Annotated in this window: 17 protein-coding genes and 2 pseudogenes; 3 read left to right on the forward strand and 16 right to left on the reverse strand. The window is 60.7% G+C overall.

All coding sequences use genetic code 11. The features are described from left to right. Positions 1 to 250: 250 nt before the first annotated feature. The 11 genes and pseudogenes from AB4O12_RS23440 to ubiE form a co-directional block, all read right to left on the reverse strand. Positions 251 to 1,123: a methyl-accepting chemotaxis protein gene (locus tag AB4O12_RS23440; protein ID WP_370695128.1), complete on the reverse strand. Its 873-nt coding sequence runs from the start codon at positions 1,121 to 1,123 to the stop codon at positions 251 to 253. Positions 1,124 to 1,153: 30 nt separating this feature from the next. Further along, positions 1,154 to 2,167: pseudogene (locus tag AB4O12_RS23445) on the reverse strand (methyl-accepting chemotaxis protein); the annotation flags it as partial. 206 nt (positions 2,168 to 2,373) lie between these two features. Next, entirely contained in the window at positions 2,374 to 3,081 is a 708-nt protein-coding gene (locus AB4O12_RS23450) for a 16S rRNA (uracil(1498)-N(3))-methyltransferase (RefSeq protein WP_041477553.1), read from the reverse strand. Next, the gene (gene tatC, locus AB4O12_RS23455) at positions 3,078 to 3,869 is read right to left on the reverse strand and encodes a twin-arginine translocase subunit TatC (RefSeq protein WP_016772075.1); all 792 of its coding nucleotides are present in this window, start codon (positions 3,867 to 3,869) and stop codon (positions 3,078 to 3,080) included. The genes AB4O12_RS23450 and tatC overlap by 4 nt, the downstream gene beginning before the upstream one ends. After that, positions 3,866 to 4,309, reverse strand: coding sequence for a Sec-independent protein translocase protein TatB (tatB, locus tag AB4O12_RS23460; RefSeq protein WP_252879284.1), 444 nt, complete (start codon positions 4,307 to 4,309; stop codon positions 3,866 to 3,868). Before tatB ends, tatC begins: the two co-directional genes overlap by 4 nt. Before the next feature lie 10 nt (positions 4,310 to 4,319). After that, on the reverse strand, positions 4,320 to 4,601 hold the full coding sequence (locus AB4O12_RS23465) for a twin-arginine translocase TatA/TatE family subunit (protein ID WP_016772073.1): 282 nt from the start codon (positions 4,599 to 4,601) through the stop codon (positions 4,320 to 4,322). 25 nt (positions 4,602 to 4,626) lie between these two features. After that, on the reverse strand, positions 4,627 to 4,959 hold the full coding sequence (locus AB4O12_RS23470) for a phosphoribosyl-ATP diphosphatase (protein WP_003220849.1): 333 nt from the start codon (positions 4,957 to 4,959) through the stop codon (positions 4,627 to 4,629). Further along, the gene (gene hisI / locus AB4O12_RS23475; RefSeq protein ID WP_007899278.1) at positions 4,952 to 5,353 is read right to left on the reverse strand and encodes a phosphoribosyl-AMP cyclohydrolase; all 402 of its coding nucleotides are present in this window, start codon (positions 5,351 to 5,353) and stop codon (positions 4,952 to 4,954) included. Before hisI ends, AB4O12_RS23470 begins: the two co-directional genes overlap by 8 nt. A gap of 120 nt (positions 5,354 to 5,473) precedes the next feature. Then, positions 5,474 to 7,078, reverse strand: coding sequence for a ubiquinone biosynthesis regulatory protein kinase UbiB (gene ubiB / locus AB4O12_RS23480; RefSeq protein WP_056787303.1), 1,605 nt, complete (start codon positions 7,076 to 7,078; stop codon positions 5,474 to 5,476). Continuing rightward, positions 7,075 to 7,698 (reverse strand): ubiquinone biosynthesis accessory factor UbiJ, encoded by a 624-nt coding sequence (locus AB4O12_RS23485; protein ID WP_016772070.1) that lies wholly within the window; start codon positions 7,696 to 7,698, stop codon positions 7,075 to 7,077. The genes ubiB and AB4O12_RS23485 overlap by 4 nt, the downstream gene beginning before the upstream one ends. Further along, positions 7,698 to 8,468, reverse strand: coding sequence for a bifunctional demethylmenaquinone methyltransferase/2-methoxy-6-polyprenyl-1,4-benzoquinol methylase UbiE (gene ubiE, locus AB4O12_RS23490; protein WP_016772069.1), 771 nt, complete (start codon positions 8,466 to 8,468; stop codon positions 7,698 to 7,700). Before ubiE ends, AB4O12_RS23485 begins: the two co-directional genes overlap by 1 nt. Positions 8,469 to 8,622: 154 nt before the next feature. Here ubiE and AB4O12_RS23495 point away from each other — a divergent pair, with 154 nt between their 5' ends. The 3 genes from AB4O12_RS23495 (at position 8,623) to AB4O12_RS23505 (ending at position 10,468) form a co-directional block, all read left to right on the forward strand. Continuing rightward, on the forward strand, positions 8,623 to 8,898 hold the full coding sequence (locus AB4O12_RS23495) for a polyhydroxyalkanoic acid system family protein (RefSeq protein ID WP_056787308.1): 276 nt from the start codon (positions 8,623 to 8,625) through the stop codon (positions 8,896 to 8,898). A gap of 231 nt (positions 8,899 to 9,129) precedes the next feature. Further along, positions 9,130 to 9,552 (forward strand): phasin family protein, encoded by a 423-nt coding sequence (locus AB4O12_RS23500; protein WP_076565216.1) that lies wholly within the window; start codon positions 9,130 to 9,132, stop codon positions 9,550 to 9,552. A 10-nt stretch (positions 9,553 to 9,562) separates the two neighbouring features. Continuing rightward, positions 9,563 to 10,468, forward strand: a complete 906-nt coding sequence (locus AB4O12_RS23505; RefSeq protein ID WP_150638025.1) for a phasin family protein — start codon at positions 9,563 to 9,565, stop codon at positions 10,466 to 10,468. Between the two features lie 254 nt (positions 10,469 to 10,722). Here the strand turns inward: AB4O12_RS23505 and AB4O12_RS23510 are convergent, their stop codons facing one another. From AB4O12_RS23510 to AB4O12_RS23530, 5 genes and pseudogenes are all read right to left on the reverse strand, one after another. After that, a complete protein-coding gene (locus tag AB4O12_RS23510) occupies positions 10,723 to 11,343 on the reverse strand; it encodes a TetR/AcrR family transcriptional regulator (RefSeq protein ID WP_024011259.1) in 621 nt (206 codons plus the stop codon). Positions 11,344 to 11,373: 30 nt separating this feature from the next. Beyond that, positions 11,374 to 13,055: pseudogene (gene phaC, locus AB4O12_RS23515) on the reverse strand (class II poly(R)-hydroxyalkanoic acid synthase). Positions 13,056 to 13,195: 140 nt separating this feature from the next. After that, on the reverse strand, positions 13,196 to 14,050 hold the full coding sequence (gene phaZ, locus AB4O12_RS23520) for a poly(3-hydroxyalkanoate) depolymerase (protein ID WP_016772063.1): 855 nt from the start codon (positions 14,048 to 14,050) through the stop codon (positions 13,196 to 13,198). 215 nt (positions 14,051 to 14,265) lie between these two features. Next, positions 14,266 to 15,945 (reverse strand): class II poly(R)-hydroxyalkanoic acid synthase, encoded by a 1,680-nt coding sequence (gene phaC, locus AB4O12_RS23525; RefSeq protein WP_041477559.1) that lies wholly within the window; start codon positions 15,943 to 15,945, stop codon positions 14,266 to 14,268. 257 nt (positions 15,946 to 16,202) lie between these two features. Then, positions 16,203 to 16,580 carry a gamma-butyrobetaine hydroxylase family protein gene (locus AB4O12_RS23530; protein ID WP_056787320.1) on the reverse strand — a complete coding sequence of 126 codons (378 nt, stop codon included), beginning with the start codon at positions 16,578 to 16,580 and terminating at the stop codon, positions 16,203 to 16,205. Positions 16,581 to 16,680: the final 100 nt, after the last annotated feature.

Here is a 16,680-nt window from a genome sequence, read left to right on the forward strand (position 1 = left end):
GAGAACCCCGCTGATTCAGCGGGGTTTTTTTATGTCCGCTGTTGAGCTGCGAACAAACACCGATCAAACCTAAAACCAGTGCATAGCATCCGTCGCCAAATTGGCGCGCCCGTTACCTACGACGCGCAGACCGCGCCGCTGCCTTCGCGAGCAGGCTCGCTCCCACAGTGAAACGCATTCCAGGGTGGCGGCGAGCCTGCTCGCAAATGGCATCACCTCGGTTTCAGGCGAACCGAGGTTGTGCATCAACTCAGACTTTAAAGCGGCCTACCAGCATCTGCAGATGCGTGCCCAACCGCGCCAGTTCAACGCTGGACGCAGCGGTCTCTTCACTCGCCGCCGAGGTTTGATCCGACACATCGCGCACGTTCAGCACGCTGCGGTTGATCTCTTCGGCCACGGCGCTCTGCTGCTCGGCAGCGGCGGCGATCTGCTGGTTCATCGCCTGAATCGCCGAGACGGTGCGGGTGATGCTCTCCAGTGAGCCACCGGCACGCCGGGTCAGTTCGACGCTGCTGTCGGTGAGGCTGCGGCTGTTGTCCATGATCGTCGCCACTTGTTGAGTGCCGTTTTGCAGACCGACGATCAGCTCTTCGATCTCTTCGGTGGACTTCTGCGTGCGCTGGGCGAGGCTGCGCACTTCGTCGGCAACCACGGCGAAACCACGTCCGGCTTCCCCGGCACGGGCCGCTTCGATGGCAGCGTTGAGGGCCAGCAGGTTGGTTTGTTGGGCGACAGACTTGATCACGTCGAGGACGCTGCCGATCTTGTCGCTTTCACGCTTGAGCTCGCCCATGGCTTCAGTGGAGTGACCCACCTCGATTGCCAGACGCTCGATCTGGGCGATGGCTTCGCCGACGACCTTGTCGCCTTCACGGGCCTGTTGGTCAGCGGCGACAGCGGCCTCTGAGGCTTCTTCAGCATTGCGTGCGACTTCCTGCACGGTGGCGGCCATCTCGTTCATGGCGGTGGCGACCTGATCGGTCTCCACCTTCTGATTGTTGACCCCGGCGCTGGTCTGCTCGGTCACCGCCGAAAGTTCTTCAGCGGCGCTGGCGATCTGCGTGACGCCGTCGCTGATGCCACCGATCAACTCGCGCAGGCCTTGGGTCATGCTTTGCATCGAGCGCTGCAATTGCCCGAGCTCATCGCGACGCAGGGAAACCAGGTTGTGGGTCAGGTCACCGGCGGCCACGCGCTCGGCCACTTTCAGAGTCTGGGTCAGCGGAATGATGATTTGTCGGGTGATCGCCCAAGCGGCAATCAGACCGAAGGCCAGCGCCAGCGCAGTGGCGATCAGCAGCATGTTCTTGGCATGGGCGGCATCGGTGTCGCGCACCACGGTTTGCGATTCGGTGAGCTTCTTGCTGGCCGCGATCAGGATGTCGCCCTGAGCCGACATGTTGGCCAGTGCGGCGGCGTTCTTGACCTGCGAATCACGGAACTGAGCGACAGCGGCGCGGTAAGCCTTGAGCGAATCGGTGGCTTGCTGCAGGTTGGCGATGTGCTGCTCTGGCACGCGGGTCGGCAGGCTTTCGAGGTTCTTCAAGGCGTTGTCGATGGCGGTCAGCGCCGGTTGCTCGGCATCGGCCTTGCCGCTGTAGGTGTAACCGCGCACCTGATAGCGCGCCTGCTGCAACAGTTTGCTCAGCTCGATGACAGCGTTGTACTGCGCAACGCTGTCGCCTTGCAGCAGCGCACTTTCGACTTCGCCGACCTTGGCCACAGCATTGTCAGCGTTGGCGCCAAGCTTGCTGCGCGCATCTTCTCGGTGCACGGTGGCCTGGGTCATTTCGCCGAAAGCGCGTTTGTATTCGGCGACCGCAGCAAGCTGTTGATCGACCATCGCCACATCGGACGGCTGCTCGATCATGCCGCGTGCCGATTGCAGACCGCTTTCGAGTTTGCTGAGCAATTCATTGACCGCGCCCGGACCCTGTTCACCACGACGCATGTCGTAGTCCATGCGCGCCAGGCGCAGGTCTTTGGTCAGCTCATTGAGGCTGGAAATGAAGCCGAGCTTGTCGCCACGGCTGATGATGCCGCTCATGCCGGTCCAGCCGGTGAACGTGATCAACAGCGTCAGCAACAGCACCAGGCCGAAACCGATGCCCAGCTTGCGTTTGACGCTGACGTTTCCAAGACTCTCGGCTAACCAACGGTACATGCGACCACTCCCTTCGGACCACTTAATTGGACTTATAGGGGTTGTATCGGCTGGGTGGTGGCAATCTGTAACGCCACTTGTCTGCGACTGTAGGGGCTTGTAGAAGCTGACGAGTGCAACGAGGCTGCGATCCTTTGATCTTGCTTTTAAAAACAAGATCAAAAGATCGCAGCCTTCGGCAGCTCCTACACAGGATCGGTGTCGCGCTAGAACAGGCGTGCGAGCAGGGCGGTGACGGCGGTTTCGACGCGCAGGATGCGCTCGCCCAATTGCACCGGTTGCAGGCCGGATTTGGCCAGCAGATCGATTTCGTAGGGAATCCAGCCACCCTCGGGGCCAATGGCCAGGGTCACCGGTTCGTTCAGGGCGCGCGGGCAGGGCGGGAAGTGGCCGGGGTGCCCGACCAGGCCGAGGGTGCCCGCGCTGATCGCCGGCAGCCGATCCTCAACGAAAGGCTTGAAGCGCTTTTCGATGACGATCTCCGGCAACACCGTGTCGCGAGCCTGTTCAAGACCGAGGATCAACTGCTCACGAATCGCTTCCGGCTCCAGAAACGGCGTTTGCCAAAAGCTTTTCTCCACGCGATAGCTGTTGACCAGAATCACCTTGGCCACACCCATGGTCGCGACGGTCTGGAACACGCGGCGCAGCATTTTCGGCCGGGGCAGGGCCAGCACCAGGGTCAGCGGCAGCTTGGCCGGCGGTGGCTGATCAAGGCTGACACGCAACTCTGCTTCGCCCGCTTCCAGACGCAGCAGCTCAGCCGAACCCATCAGTCCGTTGATGCGCCCGACGCGCAGGCTGTCACCGACTTCGGAGCGATGCACTTCCTGCATGTGGGTCAGGCGCCGGTCGCGCAGGATCACGCGGTCGGCCGCAATGAAGTCGGCCTCTTCGAGCAGCAGCAGGTTCATGCCTGAGTCGCTGGCGGCTGGTCGTTGTGGTCGTCGGCCGGCGTTTCGTCCGGGCGTTCGCGCTTGCTGACCAGCGCGCCGAAGAGGATGCCGATCTCGAACAGCATCCACATCGGCACGGCCAGCAGGGTCTGCGAGAAAATGTCCGGCGGAGTGAGGATCATGCCGACCACGAAGCAGCCGATGATCACGTACGGGCGGATCTTCTTCAGGTATTTGACGTCGACCACGCCGATCCACACCAGCAGGACCACGGCCACCGGGATTTCGAACGCCACGCCGAAGGCGAAGAACAGCGTCATGACGAAATCGAGGTAGCTGGCGATGTCGGTCATCATTTCCACGCCGGCCGGGGTGGCAGCGGCGAAGAATTTGAAGATCAATGGAAAGACGAAGTAATAGGCGAACGCCATGCCGATGTAGAACAGCAGGATGCTGGAGATCAGCAGCGGTACCGCGACGCGTTTTTCATGCTTGTACAGGCCCGGAGCGATAAAGCCCCAGATCTGATGCAGGATCACCGGAATCGCAAGAAACAGCGAAACCATCATCGTCAGTTTCAGCGGCGTCAGGAACGGCGACGACACGTCGGTGGCGATCATCGTCGCGCCGACCGGCAGGTACTGGCGCAGCGGCGTCGAGACGAAGGTGTAGATCTGCTGGGTGAACGCGAACAGCCCGGCAAAGATAATGAAGATCGCCGCCACGCAACGCAGCAGGCGGGTGCGCAACTCGGTGAGGTGCGATACCAGCGGCATGTGCTGGTCGTTTTCCGGAAGATCGCTCATGGGGCTCGCGGCGGCAGTGTAGGGTCTTGAGGCGCTGGTGTAGTCGGCGCGGCGGAGGGCGCTACGGGTTCAACCGATGTGTCTGTGGTAACCGGCGCCGATCCTGGCGGTGTTACAACAGGTGCAGGAGTCGGAGCGGCAGCGCTGTGAATCGTCTGCTCGCCCACAGGCTCGACCGGCGTCGGCTCCTGCTGGTTCGGATTGAAGATCTTCCGCGCCTCTTGCTCCAGCGACAGAATATGTTCGTTGTGCAGTTGCCGACGGATCTCGTCGGCACCTATTTCACGTTCAACTTCCTGTTTGATCGCGTTGAAGCTGCGCTTCAGGCGGCCGACCCACAGACCGGCGGTGCGCGCCGCGCCCGGCAGACGCTCGGGGCCGAGCACCAGCAGGGCGACGAGGCCGACGAGCAGCAGTTCAGAGAAGCTGATACCAAACATTAGTCAGTGCTCACACGTCTTTGCGGATCGGCTCTTCGACTTTCTGCGCCTGCACGTCGATGGTGTGCGGCGGGTTGGCCTGAGCAGTGGTTTGCGGCTGCACCGGTGGCACTGGCTGGGCCGGCGGGGTCACGCTCGGCTCGGCCGGTTTTTCGTCGTCGTTCATGGCTTTGCGAAAGCCCTTGATCGATTCGCCAACGTCGGTGCCGAGGTTTTTCAGTTTTTTGGTACCGAACACCAGCACCACGACAATCAGAATGACGACCCAGTGTTTCCAGTCAAAAATGCCCATGTGGCGATTCCTCTCTAAAAGTTGTTCAGGCGGACGGACGCGAGGCTTTCTCGACGTGTCCGGACAAGCCGAAGCGACGGTCCAGTTCATCCAGCACGGCCTGCGGATGCTGCCCCAGTTGGGCGAGCATGACCATGCTGTGGAACCACAGGTCGGCGGTCTCGTAGATCACATCACTGCAATCGCCGCTGATCGCGGCATCCTTGGCGGCAATAATGGTTTCGACCGACTCTTCGCCGACTTTCTCCAGAATCTTGTTCAGCCCCTTGTGATAGAGGCTGGCGACATACGAACTGTCGGCGGCTGCGCCTTTGCGCTCTTCAAGTACCTGAGCGAGGCGGGTCAGGGTGTCACTCATGTGTGTGTCCTGCGGAATAGATAGCGTGCGGGTCTTTCAGTACCGGATCGACCGTTTTCCAGTCGCCGTTTTCGAAGACCCGGTAAAAGCAGCTTTGACGGCCGGTGTGGCAGGCGATGTCGCCGATCTGTTCAACCATCAGGATGATCACGTCGGCATCACAGTCCAGACGCATTTCATGCAGGGTCTGCACATGGCCGGACTCTTCGCCCTTGCGCCACAGCTTGCCACGGGAACGTGACCAGTAGATTGCACGATTCTCCGCAGCGGTCAGTTCCAGCGCTTCGCGGTTCATCCAGGCCATCATCAATACGCGCCCGGTCTTGTGATCCTGGGCAATCGCCGGCACCAGGCCGTCAGCATCCCACTTGATCTCGTCCAGCCAGTTTTTCATCGTCAGATCTCGAAAAGCAGCAGCAAGCGATGAGCTTCGAGCTGCAAGTAAACGCACGTTGCGGCGTGCCTGTAGCGTCAAGCTTGAAGCTGGCAGCTTATAACTTGCAGCTCAATCGTGCTATCGGCGAACGACCAGATACAAACCGACTGCGATCATGATTCCGGCGGGCCAGTGCGCCCACTCGGTCAACGGACCACCCGCTGCGAGGATCGCGCCGCCGGCCAGATGCGCGCAGCCGAGCAGGCGCAGGAACCAGTCGTCCTTGCGTTTGTGCCACGGCGGCGGAGGGTCTTTGGCGTGGGGTTGCGACATGCGTTCGAGCAGATCGCGGGCCATGTTCGACAGGTGCGGAATCTGCTCCAGCTGGCTCTGCACGTTGCCCAGCAAGGCTTTCGGGCTGACGCGTTCGCGCATCCAGCGCTCGAGAAACGGCTGCGCGGTGTTCCACAGATCCAGATCCGGATACAGCTGACGGCCGAGGCCTTCGATGTTCAGCAAGGTCTTCTGCAACAGCACCAGTTGCGGCTGCACTTCCATGTTGAAGCGGCGTGCGGTCTGGAACAGGCGCATCAGCACCTGGCCAAATGAAATATCTTTTAACGGTTTTTCGAAGATCGGTTCGCACACCGTACGGATCGCCGCTTCGAATTCGTTGAGTTTGGTTTCCGCCGGCACCCAGCCCGAGTCGATGTGCAGTTGCGCCACACGACGGTAGTCACGCTTGAAGAAGGCGAACAGGTTGCGCGCCAGATAGTCCTGGTCTTCCGGGGTCAGGCTGCCGACGATGCCGCAGTCGATCGCGATGTATTGCGGGCTCCACGGATTGACGGTGCTGACGAAAATGTTGCCCGGGTGCATGTCGGCGTGGAAGAAACTGTCGCGGAACACCTGAGTGAAGAAAATCTCCACGCCGCGCTCGGCGAGCATCTTCATGTCGGTGCGCTGGTCGGCAAGGGTCGCCAGATCGGTGACCTGGATGCCGTAGATGCGCTCCATCACCAGCACTTTCGGCCGGCACCAGTCCCAATAGACTTGCGGCACGTACAGCAGCTGCGAGCCTTCGAAGTTGCGGCGCAACTGGCTGGCGTTGGCCGCCTCGCGCAACAGATCGAGTTCGTCGTAAATGGTTTTTTCGTAGTCCTGCACCACATCGACCGGGTGCAGCAGGCGCGCGTCAGCGGAGAACTTCTCGGCGGCGCGGGCGAGGATGAACAGCCACGCCAGATCCTGCGCGATGATCGGTTTCAGGCCCGGGCGAATGACCTTGACCACGACTTCTTCGCCGCTTTTGAGCTGCGCCGCATGCACCTGCGCCACCGAGGCCGAGGCCAGCGGGGCGACGTCGAAACGGCTGAACACTTCGCTGATTTTCTTGCCCAGCTGTTCTTCGATCAGCTTGATTGACAGCTGCGAGTCGAACGGCGGCACGCGGTCCTGCAGCAGCATCAGCTCATCGGCGATGTCCTCCGGCAGCAGGTCACGGCGGGTCGAAAGAATCTGCCCGAACTTGATGAAGATCGGCCCCAGATCCTGCAACGCCAGACGCAAGCGCGCACCACGGTTGAGTTCCAGCGGCTTGCGCGGCAGCCAGCGCCACGGCAGCAAAAAGCGCACGGCCAGAAGGAACCAGGGCAGCGGCAGATCGAACAGCAGGTCATCGAGGCGGTAGCGGATCACGACGCGCTGGATGCGCAACAGACGGCGGACGGCAAGCAGCTTCATGCGTTATCGCTTGGGTCGAGGGATCGGGAAAGGCGCTCGAAACGCGCCTCGAGTCGTTCCAGATCGAGTTTGATCCGGTCCAGTTCGCTGAATCGCGCTTCGGCTTCACGCTGCCCGACAAGGGTGCGTGATTCTTCGGCGAGGTATTCGGCAAGATTCTGGTTGAGGCTGGCAAATCCTTGTTGATACCAGCGCGCGCGGCTGCGCAGATGGCCGCCGAGCAATTGCGTGGCGACCGGACCGAGCCAGCGCGAGAGTTCGTACTCCCAGTCCAGCTCAAGATCCTGCAGCACGCCGGCCAGCTCCAGCAACACACCGCTGTCGCCATCGAGCTCGACTTCCGGTGCATGCAGCACGGCGGTCTTGTCCTTGCTCAGGGCCAGTTTCACCAGGCTAGATGCCGGTGCGCGCAACGTGCAATCGACGTCCGCTGCCCACTGCGAAGCCAGCATCAGGCCTTCGTCACTGGGCAGTATGAACAGTTGCAGCGCCGGGCTGCGGCAGTCGACGGCAATCACCTTGCCGGTCAGATGCGCCAGGCGCGGCAGCGCCGTGCTGTCGAGACGCAGCACCCGGTTGAGGCCGAGTTCGACGCTGGCGAGCAGCCCGGTGAGCAACATCAGGGTTTGATGCCGCGGTGCAGGGCGACGATGCCTGCGGTCATGTTGTGATAGGTCACGCGGTCGAAACCGGCCTCGACCATCATCGACTTCAGGGTTTCCTGATTCGGGTGCATGCGGATCGATTCGGCCAGGTAGCGATAGCTTTCCGAGTCATTGGTGATCAGCTTGCCCATCAGCGGCATGAAGGCGAACGAGTAGGCGTCGTAGGCTTTGGACATCAGCGCGTTGGTCGGCTTGGAGAATTCCAGCACCAGCAGGCGGCCGCCAGGCTTGAGCACGCGCAGCATCGAACGCAACGCGTCCTCTTTGTGCGTCACGTTGCGCAGGCCGAAGGCGATGGTCACGCAGTCGAAATGGTTGTCCGGGAATGGCAGTTTTTCCGCGTCGGCCTGGACGAATTCGACGTTGCCGGCAACGCCCAGATCGAGCAGACGATCACGGCCGACCTTGAGCATCGACTCGTTGATGTCGGCCAGCACGACCTGGCCGGTCGGGCCGACGAGGTTCGAGAACTTGCGGGTCAGGTCGCCGGTGCCACCAGCGATGTCGAGTACGCGGTTGCCGCTGCGCACGCCGGAAAGCTCGATCGCGAAACGCTTCCACAGACGGTGCATGCCGCCCGACAGAAGGTCGTTCATGAGGTCGTATTTAGCGGCTACGGAATGGAAAACCTCAGCGACTTTTTCCGCTTTCTGGCTTTCCGGAACGTTTTTGAAGCCGAAGTGAGTGGTGGGTTCGGCATCGCTGCCTTTGCGCTGATCAGTCATATCGCTGTCACCAAAAGAGAATGCGCGACATTCTAATCCCCAAGCCATGCTTTGTCTTGGAATGGCTAAAGGTAAGATGGGCAACCTTCGGGACGATTTGCCGCAGATGCGGTCAAGATTCAACGTCAGCTATTCAATCATCAGGAGTCATTCCATGGCCAAAATCAGTGTTGAGCGCGCCCACACCCTGGGCAAGGAAGCCGCCCGCGAAAAGGCCGACAAACTGGCCAAAAAGCTCAACGAACAATACGGCCTGGAGCCGCAGTGGTCGGGCGACACCCTGAACCTCAAGCGCTCCGGCGTGAAAGGCGAAGTGCATGTGGCGGACGATTCGATCAGGGTCGACGTCGAACTGGGCCTGATGATGTCGGCCATGAGCGGCATGATCAAAGCCGAGATCGAGAAAGCCCTCGACAAAGCCCTGGCCTGATTTCCAGATTGAAATCCAGTCCCCTGTGGGAGCGAGCCTGCTCGCGAAAGCGGTGTATCAGTTGACTGAAATGTTGGCTGATATGACGCATTCGCGAGCAGGCTCGCTCCCACATTTGTTTTGTGATGCTCCCGCTGGTTAGGGTGCCCTTTCTAATTTTTCTCCCTATTTTGTGCCTGAGCCCGACACTCGTCCGGCAGTTCCTCAAACCTTCTGCGCGTGAGGTGCACCATGGCCAAAGTCATTTTGAAGAAAAAAATCGACGCTCCGACTTCCACTCTGAGCGACGTCAAATCCTATGCCCGCAAGATCTGGCTGGCAGGCCTGGGCGCCTACACCAAGGTCGGCCAAGAGGGCAGCGAGTACTTTCAAGAGCTCGTCGCCGCCGGTCAAACTGTTGAAAAGAAAGGCAAAAAAGCCGTCAGCGAAAAACTCCATGCGGCCAACGCCGAGATTGATGACGCGGCCACTCAGGTCAGCTCGTTCAAGGGTCGCGTTGAAGTTCAGCTCGACAAGGTCGAGAAGGCCTTCGACAACCGTGTGGCCAGCGCCTTGAATCGGATCGGCATTCCGTCTAAACATGACGTTGAGGCACTCTCTGCTAAGCTCGATGAGCTGACGGCATTGCTCGAACGCGTCGCGCGAAAATCTTAAGGAGAACGGGATGGCTGGCAAAAAGAACACCGATAAAGAAAGCAGCTCGTGGGTCGGGAAGGTCGAGTCCTACTCCCGCAAAATCTGGCTGGCTGGTTTAGGCGTGTACTCGAAGATCGACACTGACGGCAGCAAACTCTTCGATGCATTGGTCAAAGACGGCGAGAAAGCCGAGAAGCTCACCAAGACTGCCGTCGGCAAGAAAGTCGAGGACTCGACCTCCTCGGCCAAGTCGCGTATCAGCGGCGTGAAAGATCGCGCACTGGGCAAGTGGGACGAGCTGGAAGGGGCTTTCGACAAGCGCCTGAACAGCGCGATTTCGCGCCTGGGTGTGCCGAGCCGCAATGAGGTCAAGGCGCTCAACGCCAAGGTCGATACGCTGACCAGGCAGATTGAAAAACTCACCGGTCTGAAAGCTCAGCCTGTGGCGGCGAAAACCGCTGCGGCGAAACCTGCCAGTAAAACTGCAGCGGCCAAACCTGCGGCGAAAACCGCAGCCAAGCCACTGACCAAAGCGGCAGCAAAACCGGCTGCGAAAGCTGCGACCAAAACTGCGGCCGCCAAGCCTGCGGCCAAAGCGGCAGCCAAACCGGTTGCCGCCAAGGCCGCTGCCAAACCGGCAACCAAAGCGGCAGCAAAACCTGCGGCTAAAGCTGCAGCGAAACCAGCGGCCAAGCCAGCAGCGAAAACTGCTGCCGCCAAACCCGCTGCGAAGCCTGCGGCCAAACCGGCTGCGGCGAAAAAGCCAGCAGTGAAAAAACCGGCCGCGCCGAAAGCCGCTGCGCCGAAACCGGCCGCCGCACCATCGACGGCTCCAACAGCTCTGGCCAACGCGGCAAACTCCGCTGCGGCACCCACGGCAGCAGCTACTCCGACTGCGGCATCGACACCGTCGACGCCATCCAGTCAGTCCTGATTTCAGGGCAAATCTAAAACGCCCGGCCTGTGAAGGTCGGGCGTTTTTGTTTGTGCATTCCAAGCGGCCCCTCACCCCAGCCCTCTCCCCAAGGAGAGGGAGCCGACCGAGGTGTCCTGCGTCATACGTCGACCTGAACAAATCGAGTCGATTATCGATTCAAAGAAGCTCGCTCAGGTCGGCGTAGCTCGCGAACATCCCCCAATCAGTCCCCTCTCCCTCCGGGAGAGGGTTAGGGTGAGGGGCTTTTCGGGTCAGTCGTGATCCTCAAGGTATTGCAAGGCCATCCGCTCTGTCGCCACCTTCACTGGCGGCAGCAAATGCGGCGCCACCAGCATCATGATCTGATAAACCACCAACCGAACCTCTCCCTCACGATCAAGAATCCGCTGGTAATCCAGCGAGAACAGCAACGTCATGGTCACCTGCTCCACCAGTTGCCCCAATGCCTGGGTATCGCTGACCAGTTGCCCCGAAGCCTTCAATCGCGCCAGCAACGACGCCAGCGTGCGCTTCAGCGCATTGAGCAGATTGCGAATCCCCTTGGCCAGTTTCGGCAAGCGCCCGGCGAGGTTCGACAGGTCCTGGAACAGGAACCGGTATTGCGCCAGGCGCTCGACGATCAAATGCAGAAACAGCCAGTAATCCTCCGGTGCAAGCTCCACGTCCGGCGGCGGGTCGAGCAGGGGCGCGAGCTCGTGCTGGAAGCGTTCGAACAGGCCGAGAATCAGCGGTTCCTTACCGTGGAAGTGGTAGTAGAGATTGCCCGGGCTGATCCCCATTTCGTTGGCCACCTCCATGGTGGAAACGTTCGGCTCACCCTTTTCGTTGAACAGTTGCAGCGCACATTCGAGAATCCGGTCGCGGGTTTTCATCCAGTCTTCTTAGAAAAATTCGGTTGAGCGTCAGCGCACATGCACATAGGTGCCGGTGCCGCTTCCATCGGTGGATAGTTCGGATTGCCGAGGGTGGTGCGAGTTTCATTCAGGGCGCCGGAGCGCTGGGCGACCCATTCCAGCCACTGCGGCCACCAGCTGCCGTCGACGTGTTTGGCATCGTAGTACCAGGCACGCGGGTCGCTGCTCAGTTTGGCGTTCTCGACGTAGGCAGCTTTCGGGTTGCTCGGCGGGTTGAGGATGCTCTGCACGTGGCCGCTGTTGGACAGCACGAAACGTCGTTCGCCACCGAGCAGCAGGGTCGAGCGATACACCGCGTCCCACGGCGTGATGTGGTCGTTCATGCCGGCGACGCTGAAGCTGTCGACATTGACCTTCTGCAGATCGATCGGCGTACCGCACACCTCGAGACCGCCCGCGTGGATCAGCGGGTTGTGCTTGAAGAAGTCCAGCAGATCGCCGTGCAGCGCCGCCGGCAGGCGGGTGTTGTCGTTGTTCCAGTAGAGGATGTCGAAGGCTGGCGGCTCCTTGCCCAGCAGGTAGTTGTTGACGAAATAGCTCCAGATCAAATCGTTGGGGCGCATCCAGGCGAAGACCTTGGCCATGTCGCGACCATCGAGCACGCCTTTCTGATACGAGCGACGCTTGGCCGCTTCCAGTGTTTGTTCATCGGCGAACAGCGTCGCCGGGGTTTCGATCTGGCTGTCGAGCAGACTGACCAGATAGGTCGCGCTGGCGACCCGGCGCAGTTGCCGTTTGGCCTGCAAATGCCCTTGCAGGGCGGCAATGGTCAGGCCGCCGGCGCAGGCGCCCATCAGGTTCACTTCGCGGGCGCCGGTAATCGCCCGGCAGATGTTCATCGCTTCTTCGACCGCTTCGACGTAACTCGACAGGCCCCACTCGCGATGGCGCACATCAGGGTTGCGCCAGCTGATCATGAAGGTCTGCAGGCTGTTTTTCAGGGCGTACTGGACGAAGCTGTTCTGCGGGCTCAGATCGAAGATGTAGTACTTGTTGATTTGCGGCGGCACCACCAGCAAGGGCTTGGCGTACTGCTTTTCGCTCATCGATTTGTACTGGATCAACTCGAACATTTCATTGCGAAACACCACAGCCCCAGTGGTGGTCGCTACGGTTTTGCCGACCTCGAACGCCTGCCTGGTCACTTGCCGTGGCAGGCCGTCGTTGTGCAACAGATCATCGAACAGATGGCTCAGGCCACGCACCAGACTCTGCCCGCCGGAATTGAACAGCTCCTTGACCGCCAGCGGATTGAGCAGGGTGTTGGAGGGCGCTACGGCGTCATTGAGCAGAGTGAAAGCGAAGTGCGCACGGGCACGATCTTCAGGGCTCATGTCGCCTTCATCGATCCAGCTCTTGACCTGTTTCTGCCAGGCCAGATACGCCTGCAGGCTGCGCCGGTAGAACGGGTTGAGGCTCCACGCCGGATCGGCGAAGCGGCTGTCTTGCGGATTGGTCGGGTGCAGGGTTTCGCCGAGCAGCACGCGGCCCAGCTGTCCGCCAAGCTTCAGCGCATGCTTTGCGCTGTGCAACGGATTGCGCAAGCCGTGGGCGGCGACGCTGCGCAGTGTCGACAGCAGATCCCTGCCACGCAGACCGGCGATCGCACTTTGGGCGTTGATAAACACGGCGGGGCTGGGCACCACGCCCGTCGCTGGTTTTTCGCGCATGACTCAACACTCCTTCGTCTTCAGGGCAAAAACACACTCACCGAACCAGAACACCATAGACGCTGTTACCGGTTGCTGCCTGCGCGGCGTCCTGCCGCGCGCTTGATTTGAAAAGTGCTGCATAAAGCAGGCCGCCGCGATCAGCCGCCGAGCGGGGTCGGATGCGGGTGCATGACTGCGCGCAGACGCTCCTCTTCGAGAAACTTCATGATGATCGGCGCCACCGCTTCGGCGCGGGTAATCAGGAACAGATGGCCGTCATCGATGATGTGCAACTGGGCGTTGGGAATGCGCCAGGCGAGCATGCGCATGTTGATCAGCGGGATCAGCGGATCGTCATCGCCGGCCAGCACCAGCGTCGGCTGATGGATCTTGTGCAGCCAGTGGATGCTGGTCCAGCCGAGGCCGGCGAACAGTTGCCAGTAGTAACCGAGCTTGCCCGCCGAGCGCACTTTCGCCGCATGGCTGGCAGCCAGCGTCGGGTCGCGACGGAACGAGCCGCCGTAGATCATCGGCGCGATGCGGATCACATGGGATGGCTGAATGTAGCGGCGCGGGCTGGCCATCATCCACAGCACCTTCGGCTTGCCCGGGACCATCACCGCACCGGCCGCAGTGGCCGCCAGCACCAGTTTCTTGCAGCGCTCGGGGTAGTCGTAGGCGAACTGCTGCGCCAGGGCGCCGCCCCACGACACGCCGATCACATTGACCTGACCGTAGTCGAGATAGTCGAGCATCCGCGCCGTCAGTTTGGCCAGGCCGGGGAAGCGATACGGCCGGTTCGGCGTCGACGAGCCGCCGACCCCGGGCACGTCGAAGGCGATCACTTCCAGATCCGGGTCGAGCGCCGCGACAAACGGGAACACCAGCTCCAGGTTGGCGCCGATGCCGTTGAAAATCAGCAGAGGCGTCAAATGAGGCTTGCCGGGACGCACCGCCGTGCGGAGGGTCTGTCCATCCAGATCGACGGTGCGGAATATGAACGGTTGCGGCATGCGTGAGGCCCTGTAGATTTCAAGTCCACCCGTATTCCTGTAGGAGCGGACCTTGTGGTGAGGGGATTTATCCCCGTTCGGCTGCGAAGCAGTCGTGAATCGAGTAGCCGCGGTGCGTCTGACAAATCACGGTTTCAGGATTCGGGGTCGCTTCGCAACCCAACGGGGATAAATCCCCTCGCCACAAGGCCCTCTCCCACAATGGGTGGTGTCAGTTACCGCTCGTGAACGTAAGTGCCCGGCGAAGCCTCGCCTGCCGGGTACGCTTTGTTGCCCAGTTTCGTCGGGGCCTTTTTCAGGTTGCCCGAGCGCTCGGCCAGCCATGCCTGCCAGTACAGCCACCAGGAATCGGTGTGCTTGGTCGAGTTTTCCTGCCAGTCATCGGCAGTCGCCGCCATCTCTTCGCTGGTCATGTAACGCGATTTCGGATTGCCCGGCGGGTTGAGGATGCTTTGGATATGGCCGCTGCTCGACAGCACGAATTCTACTTTTCCGCCGAACAGCTGCGCCGACTTGTAGCAGGACTTCCATGGCGTGATGTGATCGTTGGTGCCGGCCAGCGAGAAGATGTCGGCGGTGACCTGCTTGAGGTCGATCGGCGTGCCGCACACTTCCAGTGCATTGGGGCGGATCAGTGGATTGTTTTTGAACATCTCGATCAGGTCGCCGTGGAACGCAGCGGGCAGGCGGGTGGTGTCGTTGTTCCAGAACAGAATGTCGAACACTGGCGGCTCATTGCCGAGCAGGTAGTTGTTGACCCAATAATTCCAGATCAGATCGTTGGGGCGCATCCAGGCGAAGACCTTGGCCATGTCTTTGCCTTCGAGTACGCCGGCCTGGTAGGAGTGGCGCTTGGCGGTCTCCAGGGTCTGCTCATCGACGAACAGGGCGACGTCGCTGTCCAGGGTGGTGTCGAGCACGCTGACCAGCAAGGTGAGGGCGTTGACCTTGTTCTCGCCGAGCGCGGCGTAGTGGCCGAGCAGGGCGGTGCAGGTGATGCCGCCGGAGCAGGCGCCGAGCATGTTGACGTCTTTGCTGCCGGTGATCGCGGTGACTACGTCGACCGCTTCCTTCAGCGCTTCGATATACGTCGACAGACCCCACTCGCGCTGGGCCTTGGTCGGGTTGCGCCAACTGATGATGAAGGTCGGCACGTTGTTGCGCAGGCAGAAGCGCGCCAGACTCTTGTCCGGGCTCAAGTCGAAGACGTAGAACTTGTTGATCTGCGGCGGCACTACCAGCAGTGGGCGTTCGTGGACCTGCTCGGTGATCGGCCGGTACTGGATCAGCTCCAGCACATCATTGCGGAACACCACAGCACCTTCGGTGACGCCCAGGCTCTTGCCGACCTCGAACGCGCCCATGTTGACCTGGCTCGGCATGCCGCCGTTGTGCACCAGATCCTTGGCCAGATGCGAGAGACCATCGAGCAGGCTTTTGCCGCCGGTTTCGAAGAAGCGTTTTACCGCCGCCGGGTTGGCCGCCGTGTTGGTCGGCGCCATGGCTTCGGTCATCAGGTTGATGACGAAATGCCCGCGAGCGATGTCCTTGGGGGACAGGCTGCTGTCATCGATCCAGGCATGCAGTTCCTTGCGCCAGGCCAGGTAGGTTTGCAGATAACGTTTGTACAGCGGGTTCTGGCTCCACGCCGGGTCGGCGAAACGGCGGTCGTCACCGGCCGGTTGCAGCGCGGACTTACCCAGCAGCACGTTCTTCAGCTCGAGGCCGAAATGGGTCACGTGCCTGACGCTGTGAATCGGTTGTCTGATGGCCTGTTTCAGCACCATTCGAGCAGAGGCCAGCAGATCCTTTCCGCGCAGCCCGACGACGGGGTTAAGCCCCAGAGTGTTTTCCGAGGCTTGGTACTTCAGGTCATCGTTATTCTTGTCACTCATCTACGACGCTCCATTGTCCTGAGACGAGTACCCGGTTTCACGCTGTCGCTTCCACAGCCAATGCCGGGTACTACTGCTCGGGTGACCGTTGATTCTGCATAGCTGCTTTACAGTCGTAGAGCACTGCAGGGAACTTGCCAGCTCCATTGGTTACCCGAGTTTAATTTTTTTCGCAAGCGGCCGATCCGGGGCCATATGCGCGGAGCATTCAAACAGATGAAGTTAGAAAATGCCCTCTAAAGAGCGAGAGCCACGGCCTAGAGCATCAGCTTGACGAACGACTCGTTCGGATCGCGGGATTTCCCGGCAGCGCGCAGCTCGGCAAGATAATCGTCCCAGAGTTCGTTCTGGCGCTTGCCGAGTTCGTAGAGGTATTCCCAAGTGAACAGGCCGCTGTCGTGACCGTCGTCGAAGGTCAGTTTCAGTGCATAGTTGCCGGCCGGCTCCAGCTTGCTCAGACCCACGTTGAGCTTGCCGAATTGCAGGATCGGTTTGCCGTGGCCCTGGACCTCGGCGGAGGGAGAGTGCACGCGCAGGAACTCGGCGGGCAGGGTGAATTCCTCGCCGGACGCGTAAGTGAGCGTCAGGGTTTTCGAGGCTTTGTGCAGTTTGATGTCGGAGGGGATTCGATTCATGGGCTGGCGTCCGATGTGTGGGCGACCCTGATTCAAATGTGGGAGCGAGCCTGCTCGCGAAAGCGGCGGTTCAGACGGCATTGATACCGACTGACACGAC

This window comes from Pseudomonas sp. S2_A05 (assembly GCF_054668485.1).

Coding starts and splice junctions, on each gene's coding strand:
- AB4O12_RS23440 (WP_370695128.1), bottom strand. CDS start 1,123: ATGCAAAGCATGACCCAAGGCCTGCGCGAGTTGATCGGTGGCATCAGC.
- AB4O12_RS23450 (WP_041477553.1), bottom strand. CDS start 3,081: ATGAACCTGCTGCTGCTCGAAGAGGCCGACTTCATTGCGGCCGACCGC.
- tatC (WP_016772075.1), bottom strand. CDS start 3,869: ATGAGCGATCTTCCGGAAAACGACCAGCACATGCCGCTGGTATCGCAC.
- tatB (WP_252879284.1), bottom strand. CDS start 4,309: ATGTTTGGTATCAGCTTCTCTGAACTGCTGCTCGTCGGCCTCGTCGCC.
- AB4O12_RS23465 (WP_016772073.1), bottom strand. CDS start 4,601: ATGGGCATTTTTGACTGGAAACACTGGGTCGTCATTCTGATTGTCGTG.
- AB4O12_RS23470 (WP_003220849.1), bottom strand. CDS start 4,959: ATGAGTGACACCCTGACCCGCCTCGCTCAGGTACTTGAAGAGCGCAAA.
- hisI (WP_007899278.1), bottom strand. CDS start 5,353: ATGAAAAACTGGCTGGACGAGATCAAGTGGGATGCTGACGGCCTGGTG.
- ubiB (WP_056787303.1), bottom strand. CDS start 7,078: ATGAAGCTGCTTGCCGTCCGCCGTCTGTTGCGCATCCAGCGCGTCGTG.
- AB4O12_RS23485 (WP_016772070.1), bottom strand. CDS start 7,698: ATGTTGCTCACCGGGCTGCTCGCCAGCGTCGAACTCGGCCTCAACCGG.
- ubiE (WP_016772069.1), bottom strand. CDS start 8,468: ATGACTGATCAGCGCAAAGGCAGCGATGCCGAACCCACCACTCACTTC.
- AB4O12_RS23495 (WP_056787308.1), top strand. CDS start 8,623: ATGGCCAAAATCAGTGTTGAGCGCGCCCACACCCTGGGCAAGGAAGCC.
- AB4O12_RS23500 (WP_076565216.1), top strand. CDS start 9,130: ATGGCCAAAGTCATTTTGAAGAAAAAAATCGACGCTCCGACTTCCACT.
- AB4O12_RS23505 (WP_150638025.1), top strand. CDS start 9,563: ATGGCTGGCAAAAAGAACACCGATAAAGAAAGCAGCTCGTGGGTCGGG.
- AB4O12_RS23510 (WP_024011259.1), bottom strand. CDS start 11,343: ATGAAAACCCGCGACCGGATTCTCGAATGTGCGCTGCAACTGTTCAAC.
- phaZ (WP_016772063.1), bottom strand. CDS start 14,050: ATGCCGCAACCGTTCATATTCCGCACCGTCGATCTGGATGGACAGACC.
- phaC (WP_041477559.1), bottom strand. CDS start 15,945: ATGAGTGACAAGAATAACGATGACCTGAAGTACCAAGCCTCGGAAAAC.
- AB4O12_RS23530 (WP_056787320.1), bottom strand. CDS start 16,580: ATGAATCGAATCCCCTCCGACATCAAACTGCACAAAGCCTCGAAAACC.